The following is a 26,475-nucleotide window of genomic DNA, read 5'->3' on the forward strand; positions in this document are numbered from 1 at the left end:
AACCGGGCGGCCCGAGTCACGTCGCGCCGCCCCGCGCCAGGACCGCTCAGAACTTCCCCAGGATGTTCAGGAACACCCCGCGACTGCGATAGCTCAGGTCGGTCAGGTCGTCCGAGAAGTCGGTGAAGTTGTAGCCCACGCCCACCTTGAGGTTCTCGTTCACGTGGTAGTAACCGGCGGTGAGCAGGCCGGTCTTGCGCTCGCTCAGTTCGCCCGCGCGCAGCATGCGCAGTTCCAGCAGCCAGTCGTACTGCCGCACGACCTGCCAGTCCACGCGGGCAATCGCCAGCTGTGCGCTGCTCTTGAACCACGGCGCGCTGTCGTCCCGGCTGGGACGCAGCTCGCCGACGCGCCAGGCCAGCTTGCCGCCGATGGTCCAACGCGCGCTGAGGTCGTAGGTCGCATCCACCGCTGCCACCTGGCTGCGCTGCTGGTAGTCGATGCCGGTGGTGCTGATCGCCGTCTGCGTCACGTCGGTCGTGCTCACCTGCCCCGGCGACGACAGGTCGTACAGGTAGGTGTACTTGAGCAGCAGGTTGAGCTTGTCGTTGCTCACCGGCCGGAAGGCATACCCCAGCACTGCCTCGGTGTACTTTGCCGCGGCCAGCGCACCGGCCGCGCTGTCGCTGTCGGCCCAGTTGAGCTTGCCCAGCCAGCGGGCGTTCGGACCGTCCTGCACGCTGACCGAGTTCTTCAGCAACCAGCTGCGGCGGGTGTCCGTGTTGCTGTGGTCGCGCCGGTACTCGACGCCGCCGGCGTACTTCAGGGACGCATCGACGAAGCCGACGCTGAACCCCGCGGCGTCGCGGTCGGTCTGTCCCGCGTTCTCGGCCTCCAGCCGGCCGGTTTCGGCGCTGACGCCAAAGGTCCAGCGATCGTCCGGCGCGTACTGCACACCGTAGGCATGCGTCAGGCCGCTCAGGGTGCCGGTGCTCTGCTTGTGCTCGGTATAGGCGCTCAGCCCGTCCGCCAGGCGCGACTTGATGCCCCCCACCAGCGTGCCGCCGCGCGCGTTCAGCGTCTCGTCGGTGCGACCGGTGTCCAGCGCATAGGTCACGTAGACGTTGGAGCGGTCGTCGTACTGGTAGTCGACCCCGGCCTTGCCGGCCGCGCCGCCGTCGCCCCCCGAGGCCTCGCCGCGCAGCGTCAGCTTGTCGTTGATCCGGTAGTGCGCGCCCGCGCCCAGGCGGTCGTTGCCCTGCCGCGTGCCGGTGCGCTCCAGCGTCTTCTGACCGAAGCCGTAGACGCCCCAGCCTTCACCGCTGTCGTAGTCGACCTGCGTGGCCGCATCCGACCGCTCGCCGGTGACCACGCCCGAGCCCGGCAGCAAGGGCGAGGTGTTGACCGTGTCGGTGGACTTGCGGTCGGCGCGCACGCCGGCGCTGACGGTCCAGTGCTCGTCGACGCGCGTGACCACCTGGACCTCGCCGGCATCGGTGTTGTAGCCGTTGAGCTCGTCCTTGTGGTCGCCCTTCAGGCGGACCTCGGTGCGCTCGCCCACCGGCGCGTTCACGGTGGCGCCGGCCTGCCGCGTCTCGTTGGACGCGACCTGCCCGGGCGCCGAGAAGCCGGCCTCCCGCAGCTGCGCATAGGCGCCGACATGGCCGCTCTTCGCGACGCCGAGGTCGACCAGATCCGCCTGTCCCTCCACGCGCCAGGCGTTCGCGCCGCGCGTGTCCCCGGCCAGCGTGTTCTGCGAGAACCCGAAGCCGCCGTCCAGCGACGTCGTCGTGCCGATGCCGGGACCGTCGCTGCGCGCGGCCTCGATCTTCAGCGTGGTGTTCTCGCTCTGGCGCAACAGCAGGTCGACGCCGCCCAGACGCTGGTCCCCACCGGTCTGGCGCTGCTTCGCCGCAGTGACGCCGACGCGCACGCCGTCGGTGACCCACCAGGCGGTGCGACCGCCCAGGGCCAGCGTGTCCAGATCGCCCGACAGCGGCGTGTACTCATAGTCCACCACCAGGTAGGCCGGCTGGCCGCTGAGCCCGCCGGCGCGCACCAGCAGCCCGTTGTCGGCCAGGCTGGGCAGCGGCGAGGTCAGCAGCACGCGACCCTGCAGGTAGTCGACGTCGTAGTCGCTGCCCGGGATCAGCGCCCGACGCTGGAGGACGAAGCCGGAGTCGCGGTCGCGGATCTCCAGCCAGACCTTCTCGGCGCCGCGGCTCACGTCCTGGTGGCGCAGGTAGTACAGCGAGCCGCCGGTGCCGCGGAATTCCTCGCGCGCGGCCAGCGTGCCGGGTTCGGCCGCGTAGACGTCCAGGGTCACGCGCGCATCGCCGAAACGGGTCGCGTCCTCGCCGACGTAGTGGCCCTTCAGGCCGTACAACCCGCGGTTGACCTGCGCCAGCGTGTTGTCCGCGCCCAGGTTGAGCTTGAAGTCGCCCCACAGCGCCTGCGAGCGGCCGTCGTCCACGCGCAGGTACACGCGTCCCTGGGTGGGCGCGTCCTCGACGCTGGTGGAGTCGTCGCCGAAGGTGCCCCAGCTGTCCACCGGGTCCATCCGCCGGAACAGCGACGTCGGGTCCTTGCGATCCAGGTTGCGGAACAACTCGCCGAGCGGCCGCTCCTCGGTGTCCAGGCTGGCGGTCAAGGTCCAACGATCGTCCAGCATGCCCTTGCCGTAGAAGGCCAGCCGGCCCTCGGTCCAGGTGTCGTTGTTGTAGCGGTTGCGCTCCTGCGTCACCAGCGCGGCCGGGCCGGCGGTGCGATCGCGGCCGACGGTCAGGTCCGCCTGGCCGACGAAGAAGAAATCGCGCCGCGGCAACTCGAAGTCCCGGCGATAGATGCGCTCGTGGCCATCGGTCCCGCGCACCGCGATCTCACCGGTCTGCACGCGTCGCGGCACCAGCTGCTGCATCACGAACCGGCCTTGCGCATCCACCGGCACCGCGAATCCGAGCGCGCGCACCTGTTCTCCCGGCGCGATGCCCTCCCCGCTGGCCGTCACGGTGCCGCCCGCGATCGGGATGTTGGCGACGGCCAGCCGGCTCTCGCCGTAGCCGGCCAGCAGGCGCTGCGCCGCATCGGGCTCGCGCTCACCGGTCGGCGCATGGCGATCGGCCAGCGCGAGCGGGATGTCCTCGGTCTCGTCGAAGCGCCCCGCCCCGTCGTAGACCCGCACGCGCCAGTAGAGCTTGCGCCGCGCCAGCGGTCCTTGCGCCCACTCGGCGGGAACGGTCCACTGCGCGCGCAGCTCGCCATCCAGCGGCACGGTGGCCAGCAGCTGCGGGCGCATGTCGCCGTCGGTGCCGAACACCCTCAGTTCCGCGCGCATCAGATACGGCCGGTAGTTGCTGTAGCCGCTGAAGCGCACCGTGTCGCCCGGCACCGCGATCGCGGGCCACGCCGTGCCATTGAGGCGCCTGGGCTGCGACAGGTTGTCGTACTGCAGGCGCAGGTGGTCGCGCTCGAGCCGCACGTCGATGCAGCGCTGGCGGTCGGCACTGGCGCTGTCCGCGCCGACCACCGGCTGACCGTCGATGGTCAGGCGCAGCGCGGCGTCGTCGTTCGCGTAGGGCGTGAGCATGCCGCAAGCGGTCGGGTCCACGAGCTTGACGCTCGACGTCGTCTCCACCTGCGCCGGCGCGGTCTCGCGCCAGTACACGCGCACCTCGACGCGCCGGTTGGCGGACCAGTTGGCGCGGTCCTGCGGCGGCGAGGCCAGCGGCTCGTCCGGCCCGCGCGAGTCCGCCGCATAGGCGCTCGCCGGCAATCCCAGCTGCTGCGTCAGGTAGCGGCCGACCTGCTCCGCGCGGGCCAGGCCGAGCGCATGGTTGTCGGGGAAACGCGGACGCAGCTCGGGCTTGATGCGCTGCACGTCGGTGTGGCCGACGATCTCGAAGCGCAGGCCCTCGCGGCCGCGCACCTGCGCCACGATGGCGTCGAGCCTGGCCTTGTCCTCCGGCTTGAGCAGGTCCTCGCCGGAATCGAAATGCGGCGTGTGCGATTCCTCGCGCGGCCGCACGGCGCCGGGGACGCTGCGTGTTTCCTCCTCGAGCCGCTCCTGCAAGGCACGTGGATCGCCCAGGATCACGGTGAGCTTGGGCAGCTCGCGCTCGCTGGACGCGGGGAGATGGTCGCGACCGTCGATCTCGACGGCGCGACGGTCGGCCTGGCATCGGTCGCTGAAGCGGCCGCGCGCGTCGGCGCGGCAGCTGCCGTCGTCGCTGCTCGCGTCGGCGGCCGAGGCCGGCAGCCCGATGGCCAGGCAGGCGGCGGCCGCGGCGCTGGCGAGGGCCGCGCGGGGAAAGGTGGAGCGAGTCATGCGGGTGGCACAGATGAAGGTCGTGGACAAGGACGTGGACAGGGACGTGGTCATGGCGCGCCCCTGCATCAGCGGTTGAGCAAGGCCGGCATGCGCTCGACCTCGATGTCCAGGTTGAACAGCGCCCGGTCCTGCGACCGGCGCATCGACTTCCCGAGCTCGCGCCAGCGGTCGAGCAGCGCGGCCCGCATCGCGGCGACGCGGGCGTCGCCCAGCTCGCGCGCTTCGTCCGGCGCCGGCTGATAGGCCAGGCGCAGGATGGACGGACGCTCCACCAGGGCGGCGATGGTCTGGTCCAGGCGCGTCTCGTACGCCGGCTGCAGCACGACCTGACCCTCGACGAAGGCGGCCGCCTTCAGGTCCAGGCGCACGACGCGGTGCACGGTCGCGCCGAAATTGACCTTCAGCGCCTTGCCGCGCGTGGCGCGCTCGGCGGCCGGGTTCTCGGTCGTCACGCGATAGCCCGAGGGCAGCGTGCGTTCGTCGACCTTGAGCACCAGGTTGCTGCCGGTCCCCTCCTTGGGCACCGCCGCGCAGGCGATGTGATAGCGGCCGTCGGCGTCGGTGCTGACGAGCAGGCCGTTGACCGTGGCCACGCGCACGTTCGGGATGCCGGGTTCGCCCTCATCCTGGACGCCGTTGGCGTTGCGGTCGTCGTAGACCTTGCCGATCACGTCGGTGCAGTCGAACAGCGCGTCCGGCACGACACGGACCGAGGCGCTGGCCGTGTTGGACAACACCCGTCCCGCGATGCCCTGCGTGGCGACCACCGTGTTGACGTACTGGCCCTCGCCCACGCCGACGCCCACCGCCAGCACCATCGAGATGCGCTTGGTCTCGCCGCGCAGGAAGGTCTGGTCGGCCAGCGTCAGCTGCCGTCCGACGACGGTCGGCTTGACCGTCACCACCGGCCCCGCCGGCAGGGTCTGCACCGTCAGCGATCCGTCTAGGTACTTGAAGCCCGGCGGCAGCGTGTCCAGCAACGCGACGTTGCCGATGGGGCCGCTGCTGGCGTTGCGCGCGGTGATCACGTAAGGCACGGGCTCGCCCTTCTTCACGGTCAGCTTGGACGTGGTCTTGCGCAGCTCGATGGCCGTGCCGCTGCCCTCGCGGTCCAGCGGGATGTGGTTGTTGACCACCTGGCGCGCGGCGCCGCCCGACTGCCAGTTCAGGAAGTACGGGGCCGCCGGACCGGCCGCCGGCGACGCGGCCGCGCTGATGACGCAGGCCTCGCTGCCGCGCGTGATGGCGGTGCCCGGCGCGCTGCAGGTCAGCGCGTCGAGCGGACCGGCCGCCGCCGGATAGGTCACCGACGGCAGGTAGCCGGCCGGCGGCGTGACCGTGACGGCATAGGCGCCGGCCGGCGCGCCGGGCAGCAGGAAGAACTGGTACGCGCCGTCCGGACCGGTGGTCAGCGCGGCGTTGCCGCCGAGCAGCTGCGTGGCCGCATCGAACCCCGCGGGACCGACCAGCGTCACCACCGCGCCGGGGATGGGCTCGGCGCTCAGGCTGTCGTACACCACGCCGCCCGGATCGAGCGGCAGGTCCTGGTTGACCACCGCGGCGCCCGCGGTCACGGTCAGCGGGATCCAGCCGCGTGGCGCCATGCCGGAGACGGTCGGGAACGCGCCACCCGCGCCGTTCAGCGTCGGATCGGTGGGCCACGTGCCGCCGACGAGCCGGCCTTGCGCGTCGCGGAAGCGCACCTGGTACGAGCCGGGCACGACGTTGTCGAATCGATAAGCGCCGTCGGCCGCGGTGGTGCGGGTGTCGAGCACCAGCGCGCCGCTGTTGGCACACGTGGTGCCGCCATCGGCGCAGGCCACCAGTTCCACGGTCCATCCGGCCACGGCGGGTTCGCCGCCGTCGGCCTGACGGTCGTGGTCGGTGTCGCGCCAGACCCGGCCGCTGACCGCCGCGGGCGCGGTGGAGCGCTCGAAGAAGTCGTAGGCCGTGCCTTGGGCCGCCACGGCGGGTAGCCTGACCTGGAGCTGGCGCGCGGCCGGCACGCTGCCGCCCAGCGAGCCGGGCATCTCGCCGGCGTGGGTGGAGCTGGGCACCGGCGACTGCACGATCGTGTAGCCCGCGCCGTTGTCCAGCGGCAGATCGGCGAAACGGTAGCTGCCGTCGCGCGCGGTCACCGCGGTGCGGCTCACCGCCTGCCCGGTGGCGTCGGTGCCGGCCAGCGTCACCGTCACGCCCGCCAGCGGCAGATCGCCGGCGTCGCGTCTGCCGTTGCCGTTGGCGTCGTTGAAGACGCTGCCCGCGATCGAGGCGCCCTGCTCGCCGAAGTCGTAGCCGTCGCCGGCGCCTCCGGTGTAGACCAGGCCGCCGATGCGGTCGTTGCCGCTCGTCACGCCGGTGGTCGCGCCGCCCAGGCGGCCGATCGTCTCGCCGCCGTCGGCGTAGGTGACCGGCTGCGTTTCGGCAATCACGTAGCCGGCGGCGTCCGAGGGCAGCACGCCGTCGAAGAGGTACTGGCCGTCCGCGCCGGTGACCGCGGCGATGCTGACGGGCAGCCCGCCCGCGCTGGTGCCGGTGAGCGTCAGCGCGACGCCCGCGATCGGCGGCTCGCCCGCGTCGCGTCGGCCGTTGCCGTTGCTGTCGGCGTAGACGTGGCCGGTGATCTGGCCGCCGCGCTCGCCGAAATCGTAGTCCGTGCCGGCCTCTTCCGAGGCCAGCGCGATGCCGCCGAACCGGTCGTTCGCGCCGCCCGGGTTGGCCGCGCCGCGCGGGGTGCCGCTCACGCCGCCCAGGTGCTCGGGACCGTCGCCGGTGCCGGCGGGCTGGGCCTCGTCGATCTGGTAGTTGCCGGGCAGCAGGCCGGTGGCGGCATAGCCGCCGTCGGCCGCGGTGGTCAGCGCGACGGAGACCGCGCGTCCCAGGAAGTCCGTGCCGGTCACGGTGACCGTGACGCCGGGCATCGGCGGCTCGCCCGCATCACGCTGGCCGTTGGCCGGTGCGATGTCGGCATAGACGTGCCCGGCCAGCGAGGCCGCGCGCACCGACGCGAAGTTGTTGCCGCTCGAGCTCGAGCCCGGAGCGCCGAGGCGGATGTTCTGCACCACCGGCGCGGTGGAGCCGTTCGGACCCACGCTGACGCCGGCGCCGACGGTGGGCACGCTGCCCGCGGTCGATCCGGCGCCCGTCACCGTGCCCGCCCGCGTCAGGCCGGGCAGATAACCCGTCGGACGCGTCTCGCTCACCGTGTAGGTGCCGGGCGCGATGTTGTTGAAGACGTAGTCGCCGCTCGCGTCGGTGGTCGTCGTCGCGGAGACCGGACTGCCGTTCGCGTCGGTGCCGCTCAGCGTGACGCTCACGCCCGGGATGCCGGGCTCGGTGGCCGTCGCGCCCTGGCTGCCGTCGCCATCGCGGTCGTAGAAGCTGCGGCCGCGGATCTGGCTGCTGGTGAGCTCGCCGAAGAGATAGTCGCCCAGTGCGGCGGGTGTGCCGCTGAGCGGGATGAGCACGCCCTGGACGACGTTGCCGCCCGGCTGCGCCGTGCCGGCGTTGCCGTTCGGGTTGGCCTTGCCCGGCGCGTAGGTCGACGGCTGCGTCTCGGTGATCGTGTAGCCGCCGGCCGCCGAGGGCGGCACGTTGAGGAACTCGTAGCGGCCCGGCTGGCCGGCGACCGGCGTGGCGACGATGTCCACCGGCGTGCCGGTGGCGGACGTGCCGGTCAGGTGCAGCGTCACGCCGGTGATGCCGGCGTCGCCCGTGGCGGGCACGCCGTCGTTGTCGGCGTCCTCGAAGAACGCGCACGCTGACGCGCGTCAGGCGCTCGCCGAAGTTGTTGCCGGTCGCGGCGGTGTTGCTGCCCAGCGTGATGCCGCCGATGCGGTCGTTGACGGTGGTGCTGCCGCCGGCCGTGCCGGCCGTTTCGCCGCCGTCGGCGAAGCCGTCGGGCTGCGTCGGCTCGATCACCGTGTAGCTGCCCGGCAGCAGGTTGGCGAAGCCGTAGCTGCCGTCGGCCGCGGTGGTCGTGCTGGTGTTGACGGCGTTGCCCTGCAGGTCGGTGCCGATGAGCTGCAGCGTCACGCCCGCGATGCCGGGCTCGCCCGCGGTGTAGGCCCCGTTGTAGTCGGCGTCCTGGTAGACGCGGCCCGCCAGCGACGCGGCATGCACTTCGCCGAAGAGGTTGCCCGTCGAGCTGCCGCCCGCGCCCAGCACGATGGTCTGGATCACGTTGGCGTTCGAGCCGTTGGGGCCGCTGACCACCCCCGCCCCGCCCGCCGGCACGTTGCCGGCGGTGCTGCCGACGCCGCTGGCGTTGCCGGCGCGCGTGATGCCCGGCAGGTAGCTGGCGGGCTGCGCCTCGGTGACGGTGTAGGCACCCGCGGGAACGGAGAAGCTCCAGTTGCCGTTCGAGTCGGTCGTGGTCGTGCGCGTGACCGGATTGCCCAGGCTGTCGGTGCCGCCGAGCGTCAGCGTCACGCCGGCGATGCCGGGCTCGCCCGCGTCGGCCTGGCCGTTGCCGTTGGCATCTTCATAGACGCGGCCCGACAGCGTCGAGGTCTGCACGGTGATCGTGCCGCTGGCGAAGTTGTTGCCGGCCGCCGGGTCGGCGCCGCCGTTGGTGTCGCCGGAGCCGACCGTCACGATGGAGACGGTGTTGGTCAGCACCGTGCCGTTGGCCGGGTTGCCGGTCAGCTGCACCGGGATGCGCAGCGTGGCCGCACCGCCCGAGGGCATGCTGGCGATGGCGCAGGTCGTGCCCGTGCCGCCGGCCGTGCCGGTGCAGGTCGGCGCCGCGGGCGTGAAGGTCCCGGCGGTCACCGTCAGCGTCGGCGTGCCGGCCAGTTGAAGTCCCGCGGGCAGCGTGTCGCCGACGCTGGTGATCTCGGCCGCCTGCGGGCCGTTGTTGCGCACGTGGATCAGCCAGTCGAAGGCCTGGCCCTGCGCGATGGCGCTCAGCGGCGTGGTGGTGCCGGCGATCACGGCCGCCTTGTCGACGGCCTGCACGTCGGCCTTGTAGCGGAAGGTGGTCGGCTCCGAGACGCTGTTGTTGGCCTGCGGATCGAAGGCGTCCTGCGCCGCGCTGGCGAAGCGCACCGAGGCGGCATTCGAGAAGGTGCCCTTGTCGGCGCCCTGCAGGCGCACGCGGACCTGGACCGAGTTGCTTTCGCCGGTGGACCCGCCGCCGGTGCCGCCCAGGCTGGCGATGGTGCAGCCGATGCTGCCGCCGGCCGCGCCGACGGTGACCCCCGAGGTGTTGCAGCTCACGCCCGCGGGCAGCGGCGTCACCAGGGCCACGAAGGTCGGTGCCCCCGCCGTCGACGGCAGGGTTTCGGTCAGGACCACGTTCTCGGCGGTCGACGCGCCGTTGTTGGTGACGGTGATGGTGTAGGTGACGTTGTCGCCGACGCTGACCGGGTCCACGTCGTCGGTCTTGTTGACGATCAGGTCGTAGGACGGCGCGATCACCGCGGTGCTCTGCGTCGCGGTGTTGTTGGCGGCGCCGCCGGCGATCTCGGGCGTGGACGTCGACACGGTCACCGTGTTGGTGATGGCGCCGCTGCCGCCCAGGGCCGCGGCCAGCGCGGCGGTGGCGCGCACCCGCACGGTCACCGTCTGCTGCGAGCCGCGCGCGATGGAACTCCAGCCGCAGATCAGCGTGTCGTTGCCGGGGCCGGTGGTGGTGCCGGCCACGGGCGTGGTCGTGCAGCTGCCGCCGCCGTTGGCCGTGGCCGACAGGTACACCAGGCCGGCCGGCAGGCTGTCGTCGATGCCGACGTTGAAGGCGCGGCTGCCGCTGGTGGCGGCCGGATTGCTGGCGGTGATCGTGTAGGTCAGCAGCTGGCCGGCGGACACCGGGTCGGGGTTGTCGGTCTTGCTGACCGCCACGTCGGCGCGGGCGATGAAGTAGGCCGTCGCGGGCGTGTTGTTGTTGGCGTTGTTGTTGGCGAGGTCGGGATCGGCCTCGTTCTGGGCCAGCGCGAACGCCGTGTTGGTCGCGGTGAACTGGTTGTCCGAGGCGGTGCCGTCGCCGAAGTGGCGCACCGTGATCTGGAACCGCGGGCAGTCGACGCCGGCGGTGCAGACCGGGAGGCTCGCGATCGTGCAGTTGCTCAGCGACACCGCCGAGGCCGACGGCGCGAGGCTGCAGCTGCCCAGCGTGGCGCTGCCGGCCACCGTGGCCAGCGCATACTGGCTCGAGTTGGCATTGAAGACGTTGTTGACGGTGTCGGTGACCGCGACGCCGGTCGCGGTCTGCGGACCGGCGTTGACGACCTCGATCTCCCAGGTGATCGGGGAGCCGGCCTCCTGGCGGTTGCCCGCGGCGTCGCCCAGCCCGACCACGCGCTTGAGCGCCGACACGTCGGCCTGCGCGGCATTGGTCTGCGGGTTCACGCCGACGCTGGCGCAGTCGTTGGCGGACACGTTGTCCGCCGGCGCGTTGGCCGAGCCCACGCAGACCTGGTTGGTCAGCGTGCCGCCCGCGGCCGTGGCCTGCGCGTTGATGGTGACGTTCGAGGTCGTGGCGTTGACCGCCAGCGCCACGTTGGCGCTGGTGCAGGTGATGGTCACCGGGCCGGCCTGCGGGAAGCTGCCGCCGCCCGAGGACAGGCAGGTGAAGCCCGCCGGCGCCGCGATGCTGTTGACCCGCAGGTTGGCCGGCACCGTGTCGGTCAGCGTGATGGTGCCGCTGGTCGGGATCGCGCTCGGGCCGAGGTTGGTCGTCGAGATCGTGTAGTTGAACGCCTGGTTCACCGGCACCGCGGCCTGCGGCCAGCTCTTGGCCTTGTTGGCGCGCAGGTCCGCGGCGGGGTCGATCACCGTCGTGTTCACCGAGCCGTTGACCGGCGCCACGCCGGTGGCGCTGGCCGTGGCGGTGTTGACGATGCCCACGCCGCTGGTCAGCGCCTGCATCGGCGCGCTGATGGTGCCCAGCGAGACGTTGCTGCCCGCGCTGCCGGTGCCGCCGCGGGTGCAGCTCAGCGTTCCGCCCGCGGAGGGACAGGTGCTGGAAGCCGTACAGGTCCAGCCGCCGCTGCTGAAGGTCGCGGGTGCGACGGCGCAGAAGTTGGCGGGCAGGTTGTCCGTCAGTTGCGCGCCGGACGGGAAGTCCCCGCTGTAGCGCACGTTGAACTGGAAGTTGAAGGCCTGTCCGGTCTGGACGGGGTCCGCGACGGACTTGGTCTTCGTCACCGACAGGCTGCTGCCCGCCGTGACCGCGGTATTGGCGTTGGCGATGTTGTTGCTGGTGTCGCCGTCGGCGACGCCTCCGCCATTGGTGACGTCCGCCGAGTGCGTCAGCGTGGAGTTGCCGCCCACGCCGATCACGCCGGTGACGGTGATGCTGGTGCTGCCGCCGTTGGCGATCGCGCCCAGGCTGCAGGTGAGCGTGTTGCCCGACAGCGAGCAGCCGCCCGGTGTCGCGCTCAAGGCGAAGCCCGGCGGCACGTTGTAGGTCAGCGTCGAGGACGGCGAGGCGTCGGGCCCCGCGTTCGACACCGTGAGTTGCACGTTCTGCGTGCTGCCGGCCGCCACCGACGCCGGTGCGTTGATCGACAGGGCCAGATCCGCGCCGGTGTTGACCGTGGTCGTCTCGCTCTGCGAGGAGCCGCCGACGACGGTGGCCGTGACCGCCATCGTGCCGGCCGCGGTCGACCGCACGCGCATCGGCAGATGCGTCACGTCCAGCGACGGCACGTTGATCCCGGTGCAGGTCACCGTGCCGGGTCCCGCCTGGCCGACCGCCATGCCGCCGCAACTCACGCCCGCCGGCAGGGTGCCCGTGCCGGCGAAGCGCCCGTTGGCCGGCACGGCGACGTTCACCGTCACGCCGCTGCGGGCCACGCCCAGGGCGTCGCCGATGCCGATGTCGTAGGTCACGACGCCACCCGCCGCGACCGGATCGGGCGTGTCCGGCATGCCGGTCACCACCAGCTGCGCCTGGGCGGCACCGGCCAGGCCGAGGCCCAGGCCGACAAGCACGGCGGCTCGTCGGAAGGCGGCCCGGCAACGGGCGAGAGGATTCAACACGCGGGCAGACGTCATCGTTGTTTTACGGGCGGCGCGGGCCGGTCCGTGCTGAGACTGAAAGTCGGAGGAGAGATCCGCGCGAACCCGGGCCTGGCGGCCGTGGTCGGCGGATCGGTGGTCGATCGGTGGTGGTGGCGTCGCGCAACGGATGCGTCGTCGCGAGCGGACGGACTGTCGCGGGCGGACCGCGACAAGTCCTCACGAACGCATCACGCTGGCCTAACGGGCGCGAATGCACCCGGATGTGCACCCGATGTGCACCCGGCTGTGCGCGCGCTCGTGCCGGCGCGACGCTGCGTCAATGCGGCGTCGGCGCGGGAGGATGGGCGGGCCGCGGGTCCTGCCCGGCGAACAGGATCCGGCCGAGCAACGCGCCGCCCACGGCACCGACGATCGGCGCCAGCCAGAACAGCCACAGCTGGCCGAGCGCCCAGTCGCCGGAGAACAGGGCCACGCCGGTGCTGCGCGCCGGATTCACCGAGGTGTTGGTGACGGGAATGCTGATCAGGTGGATGAGCGTGAGCGCCATGCCGATCGCCAGCGGCGCGAAGCCGGCCGCGGCCTGGCGCGACGTCGCCCCTAGGATGACCAGCAGGAAGCCGGCCGTGAGCACGGCCTCCGTCAGCGCGGCCGCCGCCATCGAGTAGCCCCCCGGCGAATGCGCGCCGTAGCCGTTGGCCGCGAAGCCCCCGGCGGCCAGGTCGACACCGGGCTTGCCGCTGGCGATCACGGCCAGCACCGCCGCCGCGACCACCGCCCCCAGCACCTGCACGCCGACGTAGGGCAGCACGGCGCGTGCCTCGGAAACGCCCCGCCACGCACAGTCCGACGGTCACCGCCGGATTGAAGTGGCCCCCCGGAGACCGGCCCGACCGCATGCGCCATCGTCAGCACCGTGAGGCCGAAGGCCAGCGAGACGCCGAGCAGTCCGATGCCCCATTCCGGATAGGTGGCCGACAGCACGGCACTGCCGCAACCGCCCAGAACGAGCCAGAACGTGCCGATGAATTCAGCGATGAGCGCTTTCAATGCCTTCTCCCAATTCGTGCCGCAGGAACAGCGGCGGGCGGACTGTAGGAAGGCACGGCGAGGGGCACCAGCGCCGCTGACGATTGTTGACGTTTGAAGCGTCAGTCCGCGGCGCGCGGCAACTCGATGAAGAACACGTTCCCGTCGTCGTCGGGGCGCCAGCCGGCGTCGCCGCCATGCCGGCGAGCCACCGACCGGACGATGGCCAGGCCCAGTCCCGCGCCCGAGGCCGATGGCGCGCGACCTTCGGGCGCACGCGTGAAACGGTCGAACAGCGTCGCCGCCACGGCGGGCGCCAGCGGCTGGCCCTGACTGCGGACGTCGATGCGCCAGCCCGCGCCGATCGCGTGCAGGTCACAGCGCACGGTGCCGGCCTCGCGGCCGTACTTCAAGGCGTTGTCGAGCAGATTGCCGACGGCGCGCACAAGCAGGGCGGCGTCACCGTCGCAAAGGGCGTCGTCGGCCGGCGCCTCGCCCTCGATCGAGATCCCGCGCTGCCGTGCGTCGGACCAGGCACCGTCCATGGCCTCGACGATCACGTCGCGCAGATCGAGCGGCGTGGTCCGCAGCGCCTCCGGCGCCTCCGCCCGGGCCAGATCGACGAAGCCCTCGGCCAGCGCCAGCGCCCGACGGGTCTGCGCCTCGATCTCCGCGAGCGTGCGCGCGTCCGCCACCGGCCCGGCCATCTCGATCAGCGCGAGCGTCGCGGACAGCGGCGCGCGCAGATCATGGGAGAGGAAATCCACCGCTTGCCGGCGCTGGACTTCCAGTTGACGAAGCCGGCTCGCCGCCGCCGTCAAGGCGGCCATGCGCCGCTCCATCGGGTCCCCGCCCGACGACGCGGTGGCGGCCCCGTCGCGCGGCGGCAGGCGCTCCCGGACGCGATGGAACTCGCGCTCCAGGTAGGCCATCGCGGTCTCCAGCCGTTGCCAGCTCCACAGCGGAATCACCAAGGCCACGCCGATCAGCGCCGCCGACGGCGCCCACAACACGCCGGCCAGGTGATGCAAGGCCCAGGCGAGCGCCACGATCGCCGGCATCAGGCCCAGCGTCACGCCCAGCCCCACGCGCGGCCGTGTCCGCCGCAGCACCGCCAGCGCCAGCAGCAGCGGCGCCACCGCCAGCACGGCGCCCTGCCACCGCGTCGGCACGCGCAGCGAGCGGCCGTCGCGCAGCGCGATCAAGGCCTGCGCGGAGATCTCCACGCCCGGCATGAGCGCCTCGTTGCGCGACACCGGCGTGGGATAGGCGTCGGTCAGGCCCGCCGCCGTGGCGCCGACCAGCACGATCGCGTCCTTGAAGGTCGCCGCGGGCACCCTGCCCTGCAGCACGTCGATGTAGGACACGCGCCGGACGCTGCCGGGCGGCCCGGAGAACGGGATGACGAATCGCGCCGCCCGGCGCCAGCGGCCGTTGTCCGCGCGTGCCGAGGGATCCGGGATCGGCTCGAGGACCTCCTGCGAAGGACGTGCCTGCTTGAGCAGGGCCACGGCGAAATGGTCCCAGGTCACGTCGCCGAAGCCCTCCCTGAGGAACAACGCGCGCACGGCGCCGTCGGCGTCGCGGTCGACATGCAGCTGCCCCAGTCCGGCGGCGGCGGCGGCCAGCACGGGCACCGGCAGCGACACCACGCCGGCATGTGTCTCGGCCGGCGCGAAGTGCAGCGGCAGGCACGATCCGCCCGTGGCGCCGCATGGCGGCGGCGAGCGCTTCATCGTGCGTCGGGTCCGGCTCGGCGAGGATCAGGTCCAGCCCGACCGCGCGGCTTCCCGACTCCGTCAGCACGTCCAGCAGCCGCGCATGGACGTCGCGGGACCAGGGCCACCGCCCGAGCGCCGCCAGGCTGGCGTCGTCCACGGCGACGATGACGACGTCGTCCGGGATCGGTCGCGGGGAGTAGTGCAGGAAGGCGTCCGTGATGAGGGCGTCCAGCCGTCCCAGCCCGCCCGAGACACCCAAGGCGCCGGCACCGGCCACGATGCCCAGGAAGAGCGCCCACCCCAGGGCATGGAGCCGGCGCCGGAAGTTCCCGTCGGCGATCCAGCCGGTCCGCATCAGCGCTCGACGCGCACGCCGCCGCCGCCGCCTTCGACCGCCGCGCCGTCCTCGGTGCACAGGCCGGCATCGCCGCTGATCAGCCGCGGCGCGCCGAAGTCCGATCGGCGCCCCAGCGCGTCGATCGCCTGCAGTCGCACGGCCAGCGTGCGGCACCCCGTGGGCAGCGTCAGGCGGGCTTCCGGCACGTCGACGTCGACGTCGGACAGGACCTGCTCGAACGCGGCATCCGCCGCCACCTGGACCCGGTAGCGGCTGCCCGCCGCGCCGGCCCAATGGAGACGGTCGCCCTGCAGGGACAGGTCGTCGCCCGCGGGCGCCACCGGCAGCGGACGGATCTCCAGACGGCTCCGATCGCTGAACGGCCCGCGCTCGAGACGGCCGTCCGGCTCGGGCGCCAGCGAGGCGACGCGCCAATACAGCGTTCCCACCGGCACCGGGCCGAGCGTGAACGCGCAGGCGTCCGACGGGACTTGCTGCTCCGCCAGCAGGCGCTCGAAGCCGGGCTCCTCCGCGACCTGGAACAGGTAGCCCTGAGCGCCGGGCACTTCCGTGCAGCGGAACACCACCGGCGCGGGCGGCACGACCTGACCCTCAGACGGCGCGCGCGCGATCGGCGCGTGCGGCAGCGTCTTGACGCGCACCCGCGACGCGGTTTCGCGGCCGAACAGGCCCTCCGCGTCCAGCAGGCGGCCGCGGATCCGGTAGTGGCCGTCCGGCAGCGCCGGGACCGTCAACGGCGGCCTGCCTTGCAGCGTCGCGACCACCCGGGTGAAATCGTCGTCCTCCGCGATCTCGACGCGCACCTGTTGTCCGTCGCGCAAGTCGCCCATCGGCAGCACGCCGGGCAACTGCTCCAATCGGAGTTCCTCCGTCCAGGGCGGCGCGGGCGGCAGTGGCCGCAACGCCAGCGCCCGGCCGGGACGCACGACGGCGCCCTGCCCGATCGAGACCTCGGCTTCCTCGGCGCCCGGCGGGGCCGCACCGACCGAACCGACCGCAGCGACCGCGACCAGGCCCTCGATCACGTCGGTGGCGGTGAGCGCGCCGTCCGCCGCCATGGTCACGCCGAAACGCGTGCCGCGCACGCCCGCGGTCGCCAGCGGCGTCTTGACCCGGAAGCGCGAGCCCGGCGTCTGAGGGGACACCCGCAAGTCGATCCGGCCACGATCCAGCTGGATCAGGGTATTGCGCGTCTCGCGCGGCAGATCGCGCAGGCGGACCAGGCGGGCCGTGGAGTCGGACTGCAGTTGCAGCAACGAGCCGTCGGCCAGCGTCACGCTGATGAATCCCTGCGACGGCACCGTCAGCGTCGCGGCCTCCTCGATGCGATCGCCGATGCGCAGCGCCGTGCCGTCGGCGAGCACGCCGCCCCGGACATAGGCGACCGTGGCCTGGCTGGCCTGGCCCTTCATCAACGCCAGCGGCAGCAGCAGACGTTGTCCAGGCTGCAGCTTCGACGGGCGCGCGAGGCGATTGAGCCGCGCGACCTCGGGCCAGCGGGCGGGGTCTTCCAGTTGCTCCTGCGCGATGCGGTACAGCGATTCGCCCGGTCGCACCACATGCGCCACGGTGTCCCCGGCCTGCGCATGCACGGCCACCGCGCCCGCCGTCAGCAGCGCGGCCATCAACACGGTCACCACCGCGTTCGTCGGCGCGCGCCTCATTCGGCGGCCTCGCGCGACGGCGCCTGCGTGTCCTGCCGCTCCTGGGCCTCCAGCGCTTCGAGCCGGTAGCCGTGTCCATACACGGCGCTCAGCCGATACCCGTGTTCCGGGCGAAGACCCAGCTTCAACCGGATCGCGGAGATGTGGGTGTCCAGGGTGCGCGTCGGCACCTCGTCGTCCCGTCCCCAGACGGCCTGCATCAGGTAGTTCCGCGACAGCACCCGCCCGATCTGGCGGAACAGGCAGACGCACAGGTCGAACTCGCGCGGCTTGAGCTCGATCGGCTCGCCGTCCCTGGACCAGGCGCGCGTCGACGCGTTCCACTCGTAGGGCCCGTGGCGTTGCAGGGTCGCCTGCTCCGGATATGCGCGGCGGAGCAAGGCCAGCAGCCGCGCCTTCAACTCGGCACCGCGCACCGGCTTGACGACGTAGTCGTCGGCGCCCTTGGTCAGGCCCTGCACCACGTCGCGCTCGCCGTCGCGATGGGTCACCATCACGATCGGCATGGCGGCTCCCTCGGCGCGCAAGGTCTGCACGATGTCGACGCCGGACAGGTCCGGCAGCTCCCAGTCCACGAGCAGCAGGTCGAAGGTGCTGCGTCGCATGGCTTGCAACAAGCCCTGGCCATCGGTGAATCGGTGGCTCACATGCCCCATGGTTTCCACAGTTCGCGAGAGCAGCTCCAGCTGATGGAGGTCATCGTCCACAACCGCGATTTGCATGAGTGCCATCCCCTAAACCTGCTAGTGGCGGCGGATTGTGCACAAGAACGTGGGAGTGGCAGCCCGATTGGGCGATTCACGAACAGCACGGTGCGCGCAACGGACGCACCGACTTCAACTGAAGAGGCCGACGCTCCGGTAGGTGTCGATGATCCGATCGAAGGCACCGACGTCCTTGCGTCCGCGTGCGATCAATTGCGCGCCTTCGATGGCGGCAAAGATGGCCACCGCGCGCTGTTCCAGCTCCGCGGGCGGCGCCTTGCGGTGGCGCGGCCTCAGCGTGGCGGCGAGCCACTCCGCATTGATCTGCGCAAAGCGGTCCACCTCCGTGCGGGCCTGCGCGGGCAGATCGTCGTACTCGGCGGTCATGATCCCGCACAGGCACATGCGGTTGTCGTTCTCCAGCGCCACGCGGAAGGCCCCTGCGTAAGCGCGCATCAGATCGTCATGCGGCATGCCGCTGGCGCCGAGCTCGCCGAGGAAGGCCTCCGCCTCGTCCGCGTAGCGGCCGGCGAGTGCCGCGGCCAGGTCGCCCTTGGTGGGGAAGTAGTAATGGACGCTGGCGCTCTTGATGCCGACCTCCTTGGCCAGCTCCCGGAAGCTCAGCGCGTTGTAGCCGTGGGCCTGCACCGCCAAGCGGGCGGCGGCCAGGAGTTCCTCCCGGGTATCCGTCTTGGCGGCACCTGCGTCCGCCGCTTGCGTGTGGCTCTTCGAGGACATCGGCGCCCTTTCACAGTTGAATCTATCTATCGATAGATTAGTTTGACACAAAGTCAGGCGAGCCCTTAGAGTCCGCTCCCATGCTCATCTATCTATCGATAGATAGGCATCTCGACCCACAATGTCAACCAACACTGTCAACCGACAAGGATGAACCATGAAGATCTATGACCGCCCCGGCTTCCCCAACCCCGCCCGCATCCGCATCGTGCTGGCCGAAAAGGGTCTGGACGACCAGGTGGAATTCGTGTCCGTGGACCTGATGGCCGCCGAGCACAAGCAGCCGGCCTTCCTGGCCAAGAACCCGGCCGGCATCGTGCCCGTGCTGGAACTGGACGACGGCACGCTGATCTCGGAATCGACGGCCATCACGGAATACCTCGACAACCTCGACGGCCACCCCTCGCTCACCGGCCGCACCCCCAGGGAGAAGGCGCTGATCCACATGATGCAGCGGCGCGCCGAGTCCTTCGTGCTCGATCCCGTCGGCCTCTACTTCCACCACGCGACGCCTGGCCTCGGCGCGGCCTTGCAGGTCTACAAGAGCCCCGACTGGTCGGCCCGCAAGGAAATGGGCCTGCAGGAGGCCCAAAAGGTGGTGCAGGGCTACCGGTATTTCGACGACCTGCTCCAGCACCGCCCGTTCCTGGCCGGCGATCACTTCTCCATGGCGGACATCACGCTCTTCGCCGGCTTGATGTTTGCCGACGCGGCGGGGATCCCGGCACCTGAAGACCACCAGACCCTTCAGGCGTGGCGTCGGCGCGTGGCGGCGCTGCCCAGCGTGCGAGAACGCAGCGGCCAGCAGTTCGTGCAGGAGGATCTGACCCGCATGGGCTTCTGATCCGTCCTCAGCCGTTGGCCCCACCTGCGCGCTCATTCAACGGTCTGCGGCAGTGAAAATCGAAACGTGGCGCCTTCCCCGGGCGCGGAGGTGGCCCAGACCCGTCCACCGTGACGCTGCACGATCCGCTGCACGATCGACAGGCCGAGGCCGTGGCCTTCGACCTTCTCCGCGCCCTGCAGGCGGATGAACGGTTCGAACAAGCGCTGCGCGTCGGCTGAATCGAAGCCAGGGCCGTCGTCGCTGACAGAGAAGACGATGGCGGCGCCGTCCCGTTCGCCCCCGATCGAAACCGTCGCTTCGTGTCCTGTCGCCTGCTGAACGGAGAACTTCGCAGCGTTGGAGATGAGGTTGGCGAACACCTGCCGAAGCATCGGCGCGTCCGCCACCACGCGAGGCATTGCGCCAACGTCGAACCGCGGCACCACGCCGGATCCTGAGGCCAGGAGTTCCCCGATCACGCTGCGCACCAGCGCCTCCACATCGACCTCGGTGAGTGTCAGCGCGCGCCGGCCCATGTGGGACAAGCGCATCAACGCGTCGATCAGATCCGTCATGCGTTGTGCCGCCAGCTGCATGTCCGCCAGCCAGCCGCGCTGGCGTGGCGACAGCACCGGGCCCGCCTGCGCCGCCAGCAGCGTCGAGAACCCGACGAGGGCGTTCAGCGGCGTGCGGAGGTCATGCGACACGGTGCGCGCAAAGGCGTCCAGCTCCCGGTTGGTGGCCTCCAGTTCATCGGCACGGCGTTGCAGGCTGAGGTGGAGTCGGGTGTTCTCACGCCGCAGGCGGCCGATCTCCACCGCACGGCCCAGCACCGGCAGGATGGATGCCAACCGGAACGGCTTGAGCACGTAGTCGGTGGCCCCGCTGCGCATGGCCTCCACTGCGGTGGCAATGCTGCCCTCCCCGGTCATGACGACGCCCACCAGCTGAGGATCGATCTCGAGCGCGGCGCGCAGCAGTTCGATGCCGGTCTTCCCGGGCATCACCAGGTCGGTCAGCAGAACGTCGAAGACGCCGCGCCGCAGTTCGTTCAAGGCGCCCTCGGCGTCGGCGTGGCCCACGACCGCGTAGCCGTGCCCGGCCAGCGTGTCGCACAGGGCCTCCATGTGCCGCGCCTCGTCGTCGACGACCAGCAGCCGGGCGGGCTCGGCCCCGGAGGACCCGGATGACAGGACGGAGCCGGTCGACCCGGCGGGGCTGTGGGTGTTCACGCGTGTTCTCCCTTCGGGACCGCGAGCAGCCGGGCCAGCGCCGTTCGCACCTCCCGGAGCTTGGGCGGCTTGCTCAACACAAGATCGACCGCGGGCGGCATCTCGCCGTCCGCGATCATCCGCTGGCCCCATCCGGTCAGCAGGATGACCGGCGTGCCGGGCGCGCGCGCCTTGGCCTCGGCGGCCACGCGCCGTCCGTCGACATCGGGCATGCCGAGGTCCGTGATGACGGCGTCGAAGGCGGCCGTGTCGTCGGACAGCGCGGCGATGCCGGCCTGCCCGCCGTTGGCGGCCGTCACCGCGTGCCCGTCGCCCTCGAGCGCTTCCTGCATCGACCGCAGGATCAGCGGATCGTCGTCGACCAGCAGGATCCGCAACGGCCCGGCGGGCACCAGGCCCGGGGCGTCCGCCGCCGTGGCTGCGGACACCGTCCGCCGCACCGGGAAACGCAGTCGGAAGGCGGTGCCCTTCCCGACCACGCTGTCGATCTCCAGGGCCGCGTCATGGCGCTGGACGGCGCCGTAGACCATGGCCAGGCCCAGGCCGGTGCCGCGCTCGCCCTTGGTCGTGAAGAACGGCTCCAGGCAGCGCCGACGCGTGGATTCATCCATGCCGACGCCGGTGTCCGAGACCTCGATCACGACCTCCTGGCGGTCCGGATGTCCGTCGTCCGCTCCGACGTCGCGCAAGGCCGTCCGCAGCGTCAGCAGGCCGCCCTCCGGCATCGCGTCGACGGCGTTGAAGACCAGGTTGATCAGGGCTTCGCGGATCTCGCTCTCGCCTCCGAGGACTTCGGGCAGGGCCGGCGTCAGGTCGACCGCGAGCCGGATCACCACGCCCCGCTGCTGGGGCATGTCGCTCCAGCGCGCGCGCGTGAGGTCGACGACCTGCGGCACCAGGTCGTTCAGCTGCAGCGGCAGATGCTGGGCGCACGATGCCCGTTGCCGGTAGAACTCGCGCATGCGGGCGACGGTCGCCGCCACATCGTCGATCGCGCGGGCGATGACCGCGAGCCGCGAGCGCGTCTTCTCGCTCAGCCCGGGCGTGCGTTCGAGCAACTCGTCGGTGTACAGCACGATGGGCGAGATCGCGTTGTTGATGTCATGCGCGATGCCGCTCGCCATCTGCCCGAGCGCCCGCAGCCGCTCCTGCTGCATGACCGTCTGCTGGGATTGCGTCAGCTCGTCATAGGCACGCTGCAGGTCCGCGTGCAACTGCGCCTGACGCGCCGCCAGCGCCACGTGGGCACTCAGCTGGCGCAGGAACTCGCAGTCGCCGCTGCCGAATCCGTTCGTCGCGCGTCGCGCCACCAGCAGCAGCCCGAACACGATGTCGCCGGCCCGCAGCGGCGCCAGCACCATCGAGCGCAGGCCTCGCTGCGAGAGCCGCCGCGCCAGGGGCAGCGACAGGCCGGTGAGATCCGGCTCGTACACCAGCGTCCCCTGCAGCACGCGCGTGACGTCCGTGCCATGAAGCGCGGGGACGGTGTCGGCGCCCTCCGCGTCAGGGCCGTCGGCGCCGCTGTCCCGGCCGGCCAGGATCTCGAAGCTCTCGCCGATCCGGACCGGCGTCAGCGTGCGTCCCGCCGGGTCCAGGATCAGGACGCCGGCCACGGGCGCCGGCAGCCGGTCCTCCAGGGTGCCGACCACGACCTGGTAGATGCTCGGCAGATCCTGCCGCTCGGCGATCGCGGCGGTGATGTGGTCGAGCAGCTGCAGCCGCTCCAGCTGCGACTGCAGTCGGCGCTCGACGCCTTCGCGCTCGGCCACCTCGGCGCTCAGCGTCGCGGTGCGCTCGCGCACGCGCGCCTCGAGGGCGTCGTTGGCGCGCTCGAGGTGGCCGGCCTTGGCCTGCAAGTCCTCGGCCATCGCGTTGAACGCCCGGATCAGGTCACCGATCTCATCGTCGCGCCGGCTCTCCACACGGACGGACATCTCGCCGCCCGCCATGGTCCGGGCGGCGCGCGCGAGCGAACGCAACGGACGCAGGATCGTGCCCGCCAGCAACAGCCCGGCAAGCCCCGCGCCAAGGATGATGGCCGCGGCCAGCCCGAAGCGCTGCCACGTCATGCGGTCGATGTCCGCGACGAAGGCCCGCTCGGGAATCATGTAGAACACGGTCCAGTCCACCGCATGGAAGCGGCGTGCCACGCCATAGTTCCATTGCGCGTTGACCGGCGCCCAGCCTCGGAAGACCGCCGGATCCGGCGACGCCGCCCGCGCGCGTTCGAACTGCTCCGGGAACGAACGGATGTCCGCCAGCAACTCCCGCGTGCGTTCGCCGAAGCGTTGATTCGCGACCAGTCGCTCGACGACCTCGGGCGGCAACTTCCCGGCCGGGCGGAAGACGATGTCCTCGCTGTAGGTGTGGGCGATGCGGATCCCCTCCCGGTCGAACACCACGGCGAAGCTGCCCTTGCCCGCCTGCTCGTTGGAGCTCCGGACCGCGGTCCAGAAGGCTTCGGCCCGCACCCAGATCACGCCCACGCAGCGCAGGCCGTCGGCCTCCGACAGGGGCGCGAAGTAACCCAGCGATGGCTGGGCGCTACCGCGTCGGGACGCGACGTAAGGATCGGAGACCACCGGGACACCGCCCAGCGCGGCCTTCACGTTCGGATCCTCGCCCAGGTCCACGCCGACCATGGCGTGCTCGGTCGCCGCGACGACCCGCCCGCGCGGGTCGATGAGCGCCACGCCGCGCACGGCCGCGTCGCTGTCGGGAAAGCTCGCGAGCGCGCCCTGGAGGTCCGCCTGCAGCGCCGCCCGCCGTTGCGGCGTCGCACTGCAGAACTCGCGGGACGAGGGGAGCCGCACCAGGCGCTCCGAGGCATTGCGGTAGCCGCGATGGAAGGCGTCGATCTCCCGGACGATCTGGTCGGCACGCGCCTCCAGCAGGCTCCTGAGGCCGTCGAGCATCCGCTCCCGGTCGTCGCGCAGGTCGACATAGGCCCACAGCGCCAGCGGCAGCGAGGACACCAGCACCAGCATCGCGACCACCTGCAGGCGCAGAGGCCAGCGGCCTGGGTGCCAGAACGCGCGCATCAGGACGGCTCCTTCATCCCGGAGCGCCGCGGCCCCCCGGGATCCCCGGGATCCCCGGGATCAGGCGCCGCGCCGGGCGGGTCCGCCGGCGCGGTCGCGCGTCGCAGGGCGCGACGCAACTCGCGCAGCTTCGGCGGCTTGCCGAGCACCTGGTCGACATGCGGCGGCTTCTCGTCCTCGTCCACCAGTCGCTGCCCCCAGCCCGTGAGCAGGATCACCGGCGTGGCCGGCGAGGCCGCCTTCACCGCCGCCGCCACCTGCCGTCCGTCGACGTGCGGCATGCCCAGGTCGGTCACGACGACCTCGAAGCCGTGCCCGTGCCGGTCCGCGCCGCGAAGGGCGTCCCGGAACGCGTCGATCCCGGCCTGTCCCGCATGGGCGCTGGTGACCGCGTGGCCGTCCGCCTCCAGCGTCTCCTGCAGCGAACGCAGCAGCAGCGGGTCATCGTCGACGAGCAGGATCCGCAGCGGCGGCGGCTTCTCGTCCGGGTCGCTGCGGAGCGACGTACCGGCCCCCTCGTCCGGCGCCGGCACGGTGAAGCGCAGCGACACGCGGGTGCCCTGCCCCGGCGCGCTGTGCACCTCCAGGTCGGCGCCGTGGCGCTGCGCGATGCCGTACACCATCGCCAGCCCGAGGCCGGTGCCGCGCTCGCCCTTGGTGGTGAAGAACGGCTCGAGGCAGCGGCGGCGCGTCGCCTCGTCCATGCCCATGCCGTCGTCGGCGACCTCCAGCATCACGGCCGCGTGGGCGCCCTCGCCTTGCTGGCCCGTGCGGATCGTCACCGTCCCGCCGTCCGGCATCGCGTCGACCGCATTGAAGACCAGGTTGATCAGCGCCTCCCGGATCTCGTTGTCGGTGCCCAGCACCACCGGGTCATCGGTCGCCAGGTCCGTGCGCAGACGGATCACGACGCCGCGCTGCAGCGGCATGTCGCTCCAGCGCGCGCGCGTGAGCTCCACCACCTGCCGCACCAGTTCGTTCAACGACACCCGCGTCAGCGCCGATCCACTCTCGCGCTGGCGGTAGAACTCGCGCATGCGCGCCACGGTCGCGGCCACGTCGTCGATGGCGCGGGCGATGTTGCCCAACGCGCTGCGCGCCGACGGGCTCAGCCCAGGCTCGCGCTCCAGGAGGCTCTCCGTGTAGAGCATGGCCGGCGAAATCGCATTGTTGATGTCGTGCGCGATGCCGCTGGCCATCTGCCCCAGCGCCCGCAGCCGCTCCTGCTGCAGGATCGCCTGCTGCGTCTGGCGCAGGTCCTCGTAGGCCTGCTGCAGCGCGCCGTAGAGCTGCGCCTGGTGGCTGGCCAGGCTGACGTGCTCGCTGAGCTGTCGCAGGAATTCGCAGTCGCTGCTGCTGAAGGCCTGAGGGGCCAGACGCGCGGCGACGAGGATGCCGAACACACGGTTCTCCGACTGCAGCGGCGCGATCACCAGCGATCGCAGGCCGCCGCGCGCCAGCCGCTGCGGGAAAGGGAACGGGACCGTCGTCAGGTCCGGCTCGTAGACCAGGTGTCCGGCCAGGCATTGCGACAGGCCGTCGCCGTCGATCGACAGGTCGGCCTGTTCGGACAACGCGAGCTCCAGGGCCAGCGGCGCGCTCTTCACGCCGACGCCCGTCACCCGCAGCGTGTCGCCGGCGGCGTCGCGCAGGCAGACACAACTGAAGTCCACCGGCGCGTTGTCCTCCAGGCCGCGGATCACGGCCTGGAAGATGCTGTGCAGGTCCTGGCGTTCACCGACGGCGCGGGTGATCTGGTTCAGCAGGTCCAGCCGCGCCAGCTGCTCCTTGAGCCGGGACTCGCCGAGCTTGCGGCTGGTGATGTCGCGCAGGAAGGCGTTGAAGCTCACCACGCCGTTGGACCGGATCGCGGTGATGGCGAGCTCGATCGGGAACTCGGTCCCGTCGCGTCGCGTCGCCCGCAATTCGACGCGCCGGTCGAGCACGGTCGCCACCCCGGTGTCGAGGTAGCGCCGCAAGCCGGCCCGGTGCGCCTCGCGGAAGCGCTCGGGCACGACGAGCGCTGTCAGGAGCCGCCCGACGGCTTCGTCGGCGGACCAGCCGAACACCGCCTCCGCCTGCGGATTCCAATGCGTGACGCGTCCCTCGCCGTCCATGCCCACGACGGCATCCAACGCGGCATCGAGGATGAGTCGGGTGCGCGCCTCGCTTTCCGCAAGCCGGTCGCGGGACACGGTCGTGCTCCTGAGCAGCGTGCTCATGCCGTCGAACTCGCGCGCCAGCTCGGCGATCTCGTCGGCACCGGTACCGCCGACGGCGTGCTCCAGGTCGCCCGCCCCCACGCGCCGCATGCCCTCGCGCAGTCGGGCCAGCGGACGGGCGATGCCGCGGAAGATGAAGAACATGCTGGCCGCCACCGCGACGGCCAGCATGGCCGACAAGCTCAGGACGATCGCGACCGCGCGCCGCTGGGCGGTCGCCACCTGCTCGCGGCTGATGTCCTGCAGCCGGAACGACTCGCTCATCATGATCAGCGTCTTGCGCGCCATGGCGGCCGTCAGGCGCCCGGCCCACTCGTCGAGGACCTGCCGTTGGCCGTCACCGGCCAGGCGGGCCTGCTGGGCCCGGACCAGCTCCGCGAAGACGGCGGGCGCCTTGTCATGGGCTGCGCGGATCTGCGAGATGCCCTCCTGCTCGTCGCGCGATTCGAAGCCCTGGGCGCGGTCCAGCGCATGGCCCAGCGTGCGGTAGGCGCTGGCCCATTGCACCTCGACCCGCGCCTCGGGCTGGCGTGCGTACTCCAGCGTCAGGTAACGCAGGCCGGCCGCCGACTCGACCAGGTCCGCGGCGGCGCGGTTCTTGCGCATGCTCTCGGCGACCTGCCGGCCGGACACGCCCAGCGACACCGCGATGGCCAGCGTGACCAGCACGCAGGCCGAGCCGATGATCGCGAGGCGGGTCGATATCTTCAT

10 protein-coding genes and 3 pseudogenes are annotated in these 26,475 nt (G+C 71.8%); 1 reads left to right on the plus strand and 12 read right to left on the minus strand.

Annotation, left to right across the window (positions count from 1 at the left end; all coding sequences use genetic code 11):
- Window positions 1-46: 46 nt before the first annotated feature.
- The 9 genes and pseudogenes from ACFJIX_RS22795 to ACFJIX_RS22835 all read right to left on the minus strand — a co-directional run bounded on the left by ACFJIX_RS22795 (window position 47) and on the right by ACFJIX_RS22835 (window position 18,443).
- Entirely contained in the window at window positions 47-4,264 is a 4,218-nt protein-coding gene (locus ACFJIX_RS22795; protein WP_377154975.1) for an OmpA family protein, read from the minus strand.
- A 68-nt stretch (window positions 4,265-4,332) separates the two neighbouring features.
- Entirely contained in the window at window positions 4,333-7,992 is a 3,660-nt protein-coding gene (locus ACFJIX_RS22800; RefSeq protein WP_377154976.1) for an SdrD B-like domain-containing protein, read from the minus strand.
- A 148-nt stretch (window positions 7,993-8,140) separates the two neighbouring features.
- Window positions 8,141-12,265, minus strand: a pseudogene (locus ACFJIX_RS22805) (beta strand repeat-containing protein); the annotation flags it as partial.
- Between the two features lie 283 nt (window positions 12,266-12,548).
- Window positions 12,549-13,279: pseudogene (gene aqpZ, locus ACFJIX_RS22810) on the minus strand (aquaporin Z).
- 101 nt (window positions 13,280-13,380) lie between these two features.
- On the minus strand, window positions 13,381-14,994 hold the full coding sequence (locus ACFJIX_RS22815; protein WP_377154977.1) for a CHASE2 domain-containing protein: 1,614 nt from the start codon (window positions 14,992-14,994) through the stop codon (window positions 13,381-13,383).
- Between the two features lie 4 nt (window positions 14,995-14,998).
- Window positions 14,999-15,334, minus strand: a pseudogene (locus tag ACFJIX_RS22820) (CHASE2 domain-containing protein); the annotation flags it as partial.
- The gene (locus ACFJIX_RS22825) at window positions 15,334-17,001 is read right to left on the minus strand and encodes a FecR domain-containing protein (protein WP_377154978.1); all 1,668 of its coding nucleotides are present in this window, start codon (window positions 16,999-17,001) and stop codon (window positions 15,334-15,336) included. The pseudogene ACFJIX_RS22820 and the gene ACFJIX_RS22825, both read right to left, overlap by 1 nt.
- Window positions 16,998-17,732 (minus strand): response regulator transcription factor, encoded by a 735-nt coding sequence (locus ACFJIX_RS22830; protein ID WP_377154979.1) that lies wholly within the window; start codon window positions 17,730-17,732, stop codon window positions 16,998-17,000. Before ACFJIX_RS22830 ends, ACFJIX_RS22825 begins: the two co-directional genes overlap by 4 nt.
- Window positions 17,733-17,837: 105 nt before the next feature.
- Window positions 17,838-18,443 (minus strand): TetR/AcrR family transcriptional regulator, encoded by a 606-nt coding sequence (locus ACFJIX_RS22835; protein ID WP_377154980.1) that lies wholly within the window; start codon window positions 18,441-18,443, stop codon window positions 17,838-17,840.
- 157 nt (window positions 18,444-18,600) lie between these two features.
- Here ACFJIX_RS22835 and ACFJIX_RS22840 point away from each other — a divergent pair, with 157 nt between their 5' ends.
- Window positions 18,601-19,287, plus strand: a complete 687-nt coding sequence (locus ACFJIX_RS22840) for a glutathione S-transferase family protein (protein ID WP_377154981.1) — start codon at window positions 18,601-18,603, stop codon at window positions 19,285-19,287.
- Between the two features lie 32 nt (window positions 19,288-19,319).
- Here ACFJIX_RS22840 and ACFJIX_RS22845 read toward each other — a convergent pair whose 3' ends face one another.
- Genes ACFJIX_RS22845 through ACFJIX_RS22855 form a run of 3 tightly spaced genes read right to left on the minus strand, consistent with a single transcriptional unit; the run spans window position 19,320 to window position 26,475 of the window.
- A complete protein-coding gene (locus tag ACFJIX_RS22845; protein WP_377154982.1) occupies window positions 19,320-20,501 on the minus strand; it encodes an ATP-binding protein in 1,182 nt (393 codons plus the stop codon).
- The gene (locus tag ACFJIX_RS22850) at window positions 20,498-23,542 is read right to left on the minus strand and encodes an ATP-binding protein (RefSeq protein WP_377154983.1); all 3,045 of its coding nucleotides are present in this window, start codon (window positions 23,540-23,542) and stop codon (window positions 20,498-20,500) included. The genes ACFJIX_RS22845 and ACFJIX_RS22850 overlap by 4 nt, the downstream gene beginning before the upstream one ends.
- Window positions 23,542-26,475, minus strand: a complete 2,934-nt coding sequence (locus ACFJIX_RS22855; protein ID WP_377154984.1) for a PAS domain S-box protein — start codon at window positions 26,473-26,475, stop codon at window positions 23,542-23,544. The genes ACFJIX_RS22850 and ACFJIX_RS22855 overlap by 1 nt, the downstream gene beginning before the upstream one ends.

This window comes from Roseateles sp. UC29_93 (genome assembly GCF_042695725.1).
In the GTDB taxonomy this organism is placed as follows: Bacteria; Pseudomonadota; Gammaproteobacteria; order Burkholderiales; family Burkholderiaceae_C; genus Roseateles; species Roseateles noduli_A.